We start from the raw sequence: 6,224 nt of genomic DNA, 5'->3' as shown, positions 1-6,224 counted from the left end.
GATCTCTTGCGCTTTTAGAACAAAATTTAACTTCTTATTTTCTTTTCTATTAAATCAGAAATGGTTGCAATCCAGGGATATAACTTAGTCTGCTAATTATAAGGAGAGGTGATGGAATTGCCATTAGGATCTGATTTAGCTCGGTTGGTACGTGTTTGGCGCGCTTTGATTGATCAACGTTTAAAGCCTTTGGACTTGACCCAGACACATTGGGTCACTTTGCATAATATACATGAACTGCCCCCCGGACAGTCTCAAATCCAGCTAGCGAAAGCGATTGGTATTGAGCAGCCCTCATTAGTCCGTACGTTGGACCAGCTGGAAGATAAAGGGCTGATCACAAGACATATTTGTACACACGATCGACGCGCAAAGCGTATTCTTTTGACTGAAATGGCTGATCCAATCATTGTGGCGGTGAATGATGTTATACAACAAACGCGCAGTGAAATACTGGATGGCATTACGCCAGAAGAAGTAAATAAATTAACGGTAATTATATCTCGATTGGAAAAAAATATACTGTCATTACATGAGAGCCAATCTTAATTAAATGCATTTCTAAAATGGATAAGTAATAGAGAGTTATTTGCGCCATCGTTTATTGACGAGAGTTGGCTGAACGGTTTATCAACAATTAATTGAAGTGCCAAATCACCACCCCTATGGGTGGTGATTGTGTTTGTTTAGCGTTAACGAGGGGAAACTGTCAGGGTCCGGCCGTTGTTTGCCATGGCTACACGTTGGCCTGAGTAAAAGCGGGTATTTCCTTGTTTCTGAACCACCATAATGGTGCTGCCGTCATCGCGGCGTATTTCAAGTTCAACGCCTTGAGTCCGATTCGCTGCGCCTTCAATGCTCGACCCGGCCACGCCACCTGCGACCGCACCCGCGGCCGTCGCCAGACTGCGTCCTGCGCCTCCGCCGATAGTATTCCCAAGGAATCCACCGAGAACCGCGCCGCCTACTGCGCCGATAACGTTGTTGTCCTCACCCGCCTGAATCTGGACCGGACGGGTAGAAACGACCGTACCGTAAGTCACGGTTTGAACCTGCTTGGCTTCCGATGCGCTGTAGACATCGCCTGATAACGTGCTGGTGTTTGCGCAGCCAGCCAGTGTGACGCTTGCGATGGCAATGACAATGAAACGCTTCATCATAAAAAACTCCTAATGACTATGTCGGGCTGGCACAGCCGGGTGCCGGCGAAAAAAAAGGGTATGTTTAAATTATGGTCTGTTCTGAGCGCCATTCCACTTTAAACACTAAGTTAAAACACCGCGCTTAAATTGATGATAAACGCGCTACAAAGTTCCCGATAGAACTCCCTTTAGCCATCATTTCTGTCAATTTTAGGCGTGTTGCCCAGAATGACGGTATCGGAATACTGTATTTCATGTCATCAAAAAAGGTAACCTGCTTTTTTGATTGACTATTTTTCTAAGACTCTTCGTTAGCGATAAGACTAACTTACTGTTAACTATAGGCGCAGGTAAGCAGATATGCAGTCAGGCAGATATGTAGGAGTCATGTCAGGCACGAGCCTGGATGGCGTCGATGTGGTTCTGGCCGAGATAGGCGAAGGGCGCGTGGTTCAGCTCGCCAGCCATTGCCACCCAATGCCGGAAGTCATCAAACTGGCGATTCTCGGTATGTGCCAGGGGCAGGCGGTGACGTTGTCAGCGGTGGGGCAGTTGGATACGCAATTGGGGAGGCTCTTTGCCGAGGCGGTTCAGACGCTGTTGGCGCAGACTTCGCTGCGGGCGGAAGACATTACGGCCATCGGCTGCCATGGACAAACCGTGTGGCATGAGCCTCAAGGCCCGGCCCCCAGTACGCTGCAAATCGGCGATAACAATCAGATTGCGGCCTTGACCGGTATCACGACGGTGGGGGATTTTCGTCGACGTGACATGGCATTGGGTGGGCAGGGCGCACCGTTGGTCCCGGCTTTTCATCACGCATTGCTGAGCAACGATAGCGAACGGCGCGCCATCCTTAACATCGGCGGTATCGCTAATCTTTCCCTGCTGCTGCCGGGCCAGCCGGTCACTGGTTTTGATACCGGTCCCGGCAATATGCTGCTCGATGCATGGATTCGCCAGCATCAGTCACTCGATTACGACAAAGACGCCGTGTGGGCGCTGAGCGGCAAAGTACATCACGGATTGTTGCAGCGAATGCTGAGCGATCCCTATTTTTCGCTGCCTGCACCGAAGAGCACGGGACGAGAATATTTCAATCTACGTTGGCTTGAACAACAGCTGGCGTCATTCCCTGAGATCAAACCGGCCGATGTTCAGGCCACGCTCGTAGAACTCTCTGCGGTCAGTATCACCCAGCAGATTACGCAGTCTGGAGGAGTGCAACGATTACTGGTTTGCGGCGGCGGGGCGCGTAATCCACTCTTGATGCAACGGCTGTCTGCATTGTTGCCTGATACTGCCGTTAGCCCGACTGATGCCTTTGGCATTAGCGGCGATGACATGGAAGCGTTGGCTTTTGCCTGGCTGGCCTACCGCACGTTCTCGGGCTTGCCCGGAAATCTCCCCTCTGTGACCGGCGCTAGCCGGGAAACGGTATTGGGCGCGATCTATCCTGCAATGTCCGACTAATCGGACTTTCCTGAGCTCATCCCATCCGACCGGTTGGTAGACTGCTTTCCGGTCCAATAATCATGATGGGAGATAGCGATGAACAGAATGTGGCTGATGGGGACGGCGCTGGTGCTTGTAAGTGGCTGTAGTCAATTCAGGCCTGCTCAGGACAACGTGATGCACTATTAATGTGGGACGATGCCGCTGACGGTGACTCAAACACAGACGCAGGGTCACGAGCAGGTCGCGTTCTTACTTGATGGCGAACGGCTTCGATTATCAGAGGTCGCGGATAGCGCGGGAGCACGGTACAGCGATGATAACTATACCTTTGTGCGTACCGGCAATCAGGCCACAATCCAACGAAACGGCAAACTGATCGTCGGTGACTGTGTGCTGAAGTAACGGGCAGATAGGGGGCTATCAACGTTGAGATTTTCACCCGGCGGGCGCAGAATGATTTTACTTTAATCCCCCGTTTGTGTGATGGAAGGACGCAATGACAACGGAAAATGAACCCTCACGTAATACGGTTGCGATAACGCCCGATGCTTCTGCCGCTCAAATCGATATCGCGGACTTACGCCGCGAATACACCCAGGGCGGGCTGCATCGTCGCGATCTGACGGAAGATCCGTTAGATATGTTCGAACGCTGGCTGAAGCAAGCCTGCGACGCTCGGTTGAGCGATCCCACCGCGATGTGTGTCGCCACGGTTGATGAAACGGGTCAACCTTATCAACGCATTGTCCTGCTGAAACATTTCGACCGTCAGGGCATGGTGTTTTATACCAACCTCGGTAGTCGCAAAGCCCAGCAGCTGGCCAACAATGCTCGCATCAGTCTGCTTTTCCCGTGGCAGATGCTGGATCGTCAGGTGGCGGTTATCGGCCACGCGGAAAAACTGCCGACGCTGGACGTATTGAAATACTTCAATAGCCGTCCCAAAGACAGTCAGATCGGCGCCTGGGTGTCGAGACAGTCCAGTCGTATCTCCGCGCGCGGTATCCTCGAAAGTAAGTTTCTGGAATTGAAGCAGAAGTTTCAACACGGCGAAGTGCCGCTGCCCAGTTTTTGGGGCGGTTACCGCGTGCATATCGACAGCATGGAGTTTTGGCAAGGCGGGACGCACCGACTGCACGACCGTTTTCTTTATCAACGTCAGGAAAACGGCTGGCAAATAGACCGTCTCGCGCCGTAGCGGACGAAAACCTGCACAAGCCTCTGGCGCTCCCGCTAACCGCGCTTTATTCTATGGCGTTTTCTGCCGCGCACAGCGATCGGCGGCTTATCGTATAGCATCAGATTCGACGGTTATCCTTTGTTCCAACGTGGTTGGAATTATGGCACCAGTACGTTTCCCGGCAGCCGAACGCCGGGGATACGACACGATTTTCTATAAAATGGAGTTCTCAATGGCGAGTAGTAACCTGGTAAAACAATTGCAAGAGCGGGGCCTTGTGGCTCAGGTAACGGATGAGGAAGCGTTAGCAGAGCGACTGGCGCAAGGGCCGATAGCACTGTATTGCGGTTTCGATCCGACCGCTGATAGCTTGCATTTGGGGCATCTGGTTCCGCTGCTTTGCCTGAAACGTTTCCAGATGGCGGGCCACAAACCGGTGGCGTTGGTAGGCGGAGCGACCGGCCTGATCGGCGATCCGAGCTTTAAAGCGACCGAACGCAAGTTGAACACCGAAGACACCGTGAACGAGTGGGTGGAAAAAATCCGACGTCAGGTCGCGCCGTTCCTGGACTTCGACTGTGGCGAAAACAGCGCCATTGCCGCCAACAACTACGACTGGTTCGGCTCCATGAACGTACTGACGTTCCTGCGTGATATCGGTAAACACTTCTCTGTGAACCAGATGATCAACAAAGAAGCGGTCAAGCAGCGTCTTAACCGCGACGACGTGGGTATCTCCTTCACCGAATTCTCCTATAACCTGCTGCAGGGCTACGACTTTACCTCTCTGAACAGCGCGCACGGCGTTGAGCTGCAGATCGGCGGTTCCGATCAGTGGGGTAACATCACTTCCGGTATCGACCTGACGCGCCGTATGAATCAAAAACAGGTCTTCGGCCTGACGGTTCCGCTGATTACAAAAGCTGACGGCACGAAATTCGGGAAAACCGAAGGCGGCGCGGTATGGCTGGATGCCAGCAAAACCAGCCCGTACAAATTCTATCAGTTCTGGATCAACACTGCGGATGCAGACGTCTATCGCTTCCTGAAATTCTTTACCTTCCTGAGCATCGAAGAGATCAACGCGCTGGAAGAAGAAGACCGCAACAGCGGTAAAGCACCGCGCGCGCAGTACGTGCTGGCCGAGCTGGTCACTCAGATGGTGCATGGCGATGAAGGTTTGGCCGCGGCGCGTCGTATCACGGACAGCCTGTTCTCCGGCGCGTTGCAGGATATGACGGCGGAAGACTTCTCCCAGCTGGCGCAGGACGGTATGCCGACTATCGAACTGGAAAAAGGCGCCGACCTTCAGCAGGCGCTGGTCAGCGCTGAGCTGGTGCCGTCACGCGGTCAGGCTCGAACGATGATTTCGTCCAACGCCGTTTCCGTAAATGGTGAAAAGCAGAGCAATGCGGAATACACCTTCAGTGATGAAGACCGTTTATACGGTCGTTACACGCTGTTGCGCCGTGGTAAGAAACATTACTGTCTGGTTTGCTGGAAAGCCTGATCGTTTTTGAAGGGAGCATGATGCTCCCTTTATTTATTTTATAACGGGAAAAATCGCAACACAGGGGCAAGGGTAGCAATCGTTCATGAAAAATATACTGTCGATCCAGTCTCACGTCGTTTTCGGCCATGCGGGCAATAGTGCCGCTGAGTTTCCGATGCGTCGCATGGGCGTCAACGTCTGGCCGTTGAACACGGTGCAGTTTTCCAATCATACCCAGTACGGACAGTGGACCGGCTGCGTCATGCCTGCTGAGCATCTGACCGAGATTGTGCAGGGTATTAGCAACATTGACCGACTGAAAGACTGTGACGCGGTATTAAGCGGCTACATCGGTTCACCCGAGCAGGGCGCGCACATCCTGGATATCGTTCGTCAGGTCAAAGCGGCCAACCCAAATGCGATCTATTTCTGTGACCCGGTAATGGGGACGCCTGAGAAAGGCTGTATCGTCGCCCCCGGCGTGACGGACTTCCACTGCAACCAGTCGTTATTGGTCAGTGACGCCATTGCGCCTAACCTGCCTGAACTGGAACTCCTGAGCGGACGCACGGTGCATAACGTTGATGAGGCGGTCTCGGCGTGTCGCGAGTTATGCCAGCGCGGCCCCAAACTGGTGCTGGTGAAACATTTGAGCCGTGCGGCCTACCGTCAGGACCGCTTCGAAATGCTGCTGGTGACGGCGACGGAAGCCTGGCACATCAGCCGCCCGCTGGTGGATTTTGGCGAAAAACAGCCCGTGGGCGTCGGTGATTTGACCAGCGGTTTGCTGTTGGTGAACTTGCTCAAAGGCGTTGCGCTGGAGAAAGCGTTGGAACACACCACGGCTGCCGTGTACGACGTCATGCTCATGACAAGTGAAATGAAACAGTACGAGCTGCAGTTGGTGGCGGCACAGGACGGGATCGCACATCCTCGCCATCATTTCCAGGCC

At 53.2% G+C, this 6,224-nt stretch carries 7 protein-coding genes; 6 read left to right on the top strand and 1 reads right to left on the bottom strand.

Annotation, left to right across the window (positions count from 1 at the left end; genetic code table 11):
* Window positions 1–111 precede the first annotated feature (111 nt).
* Window positions 112–549, top strand: coding sequence for a transcriptional regulator SlyA (slyA, locus tag Q7O77_RS13300; protein ID WP_026740287.1), 438 nt, complete (start codon window positions 112–114; stop codon window positions 547–549).
* A 143-nt stretch (window positions 550–692) separates the two neighbouring features.
* Here slyA and Q7O77_RS13295 read toward each other — a convergent pair whose 3' ends face one another.
* On the bottom strand, window positions 693–1,160 hold the full coding sequence (locus tag Q7O77_RS13295; RefSeq protein ID WP_085652829.1) for a glycine zipper 2TM domain-containing protein: 468 nt from the start codon (window positions 1,158–1,160) through the stop codon (window positions 693–695).
* A gap of 342 nt (window positions 1,161–1,502) precedes the next feature.
* Here Q7O77_RS13295 and anmK point away from each other — a divergent pair, with 342 nt between their 5' ends.
* The 5 genes from anmK to pdxY all read left to right on the top strand — a co-directional run.
* Entirely contained in the window at window positions 1,503–2,615 is a 1,113-nt protein-coding gene (gene anmK / locus Q7O77_RS13290) for an anhydro-N-acetylmuramic acid kinase (RefSeq protein ID WP_304168133.1), read from the top strand.
* 180 nt (window positions 2,616–2,795) lie between these two features.
* On the top strand, window positions 2,796–3,002 hold the full coding sequence (locus Q7O77_RS13285) for an MliC family protein (RefSeq protein ID WP_304168130.1): 207 nt from the start codon (window positions 2,796–2,798) through the stop codon (window positions 3,000–3,002).
* A gap of 94 nt (window positions 3,003–3,096) precedes the next feature.
* A complete protein-coding gene (gene pdxH / locus Q7O77_RS13280; protein ID WP_304168127.1) occupies window positions 3,097–3,798 on the top strand; it encodes a pyridoxamine 5'-phosphate oxidase in 702 nt (233 codons plus the stop codon).
* Between the two features lie 214 nt (window positions 3,799–4,012).
* Window positions 4,013–5,290 (top strand): tyrosine--tRNA ligase, encoded by a 1,278-nt coding sequence (gene tyrS, locus Q7O77_RS13275; protein ID WP_026740282.1) that lies wholly within the window; start codon window positions 4,013–4,015, stop codon window positions 5,288–5,290.
* Window positions 5,291–5,375: 85 nt separating this feature from the next.
* Window positions 5,376–6,224, top strand: an 849-nt coding sequence (pdxY, locus tag Q7O77_RS13270) for a pyridoxal kinase PdxY (protein ID WP_304168124.1), incomplete at its 3' end; no start/stop codon positions are given.

The sequence above is a fragment of the Lonsdalea britannica genome (assembly GCF_946477055.1).
Lineage (GTDB): Bacteria > Pseudomonadota > Gammaproteobacteria > Enterobacterales > Enterobacteriaceae > Lonsdalea > Lonsdalea britannica_A.
This window is presented reverse-complemented; position numbering and strand designations above follow the sequence as displayed.

Excerpts from the sequence above, each read along its gene's own strand:
- Q7O77_RS13295 (WP_085652829.1), bottom strand. The coding sequence starts at position 1,160 with ATGATGAAGCGTTTCATTGTCATTGCCATCGCAAGCGTCACACTGGCT.
- anmK (WP_304168133.1), top strand. The coding sequence starts at position 1,503 with ATGCAGTCAGGCAGATATGTAGGAGTCATGTCAGGCACGAGCCTGGAT.
- tyrS (WP_026740282.1), top strand. The coding sequence starts at position 4,013 with ATGGCGAGTAGTAACCTGGTAAAACAATTGCAAGAGCGGGGCCTTGTG.
- pdxH (WP_304168127.1), top strand. The coding sequence starts at position 3,097 with ATGACAACGGAAAATGAACCCTCACGTAATACGGTTGCGATAACGCCC.
- slyA (WP_026740287.1), top strand. The coding sequence starts at position 112 with ATGGAATTGCCATTAGGATCTGATTTAGCTCGGTTGGTACGTGTTTGG.
- Q7O77_RS13285 (WP_304168130.1), top strand. The coding sequence starts at position 2,796 with ATGCCGCTGACGGTGACTCAAACACAGACGCAGGGTCACGAGCAGGTC.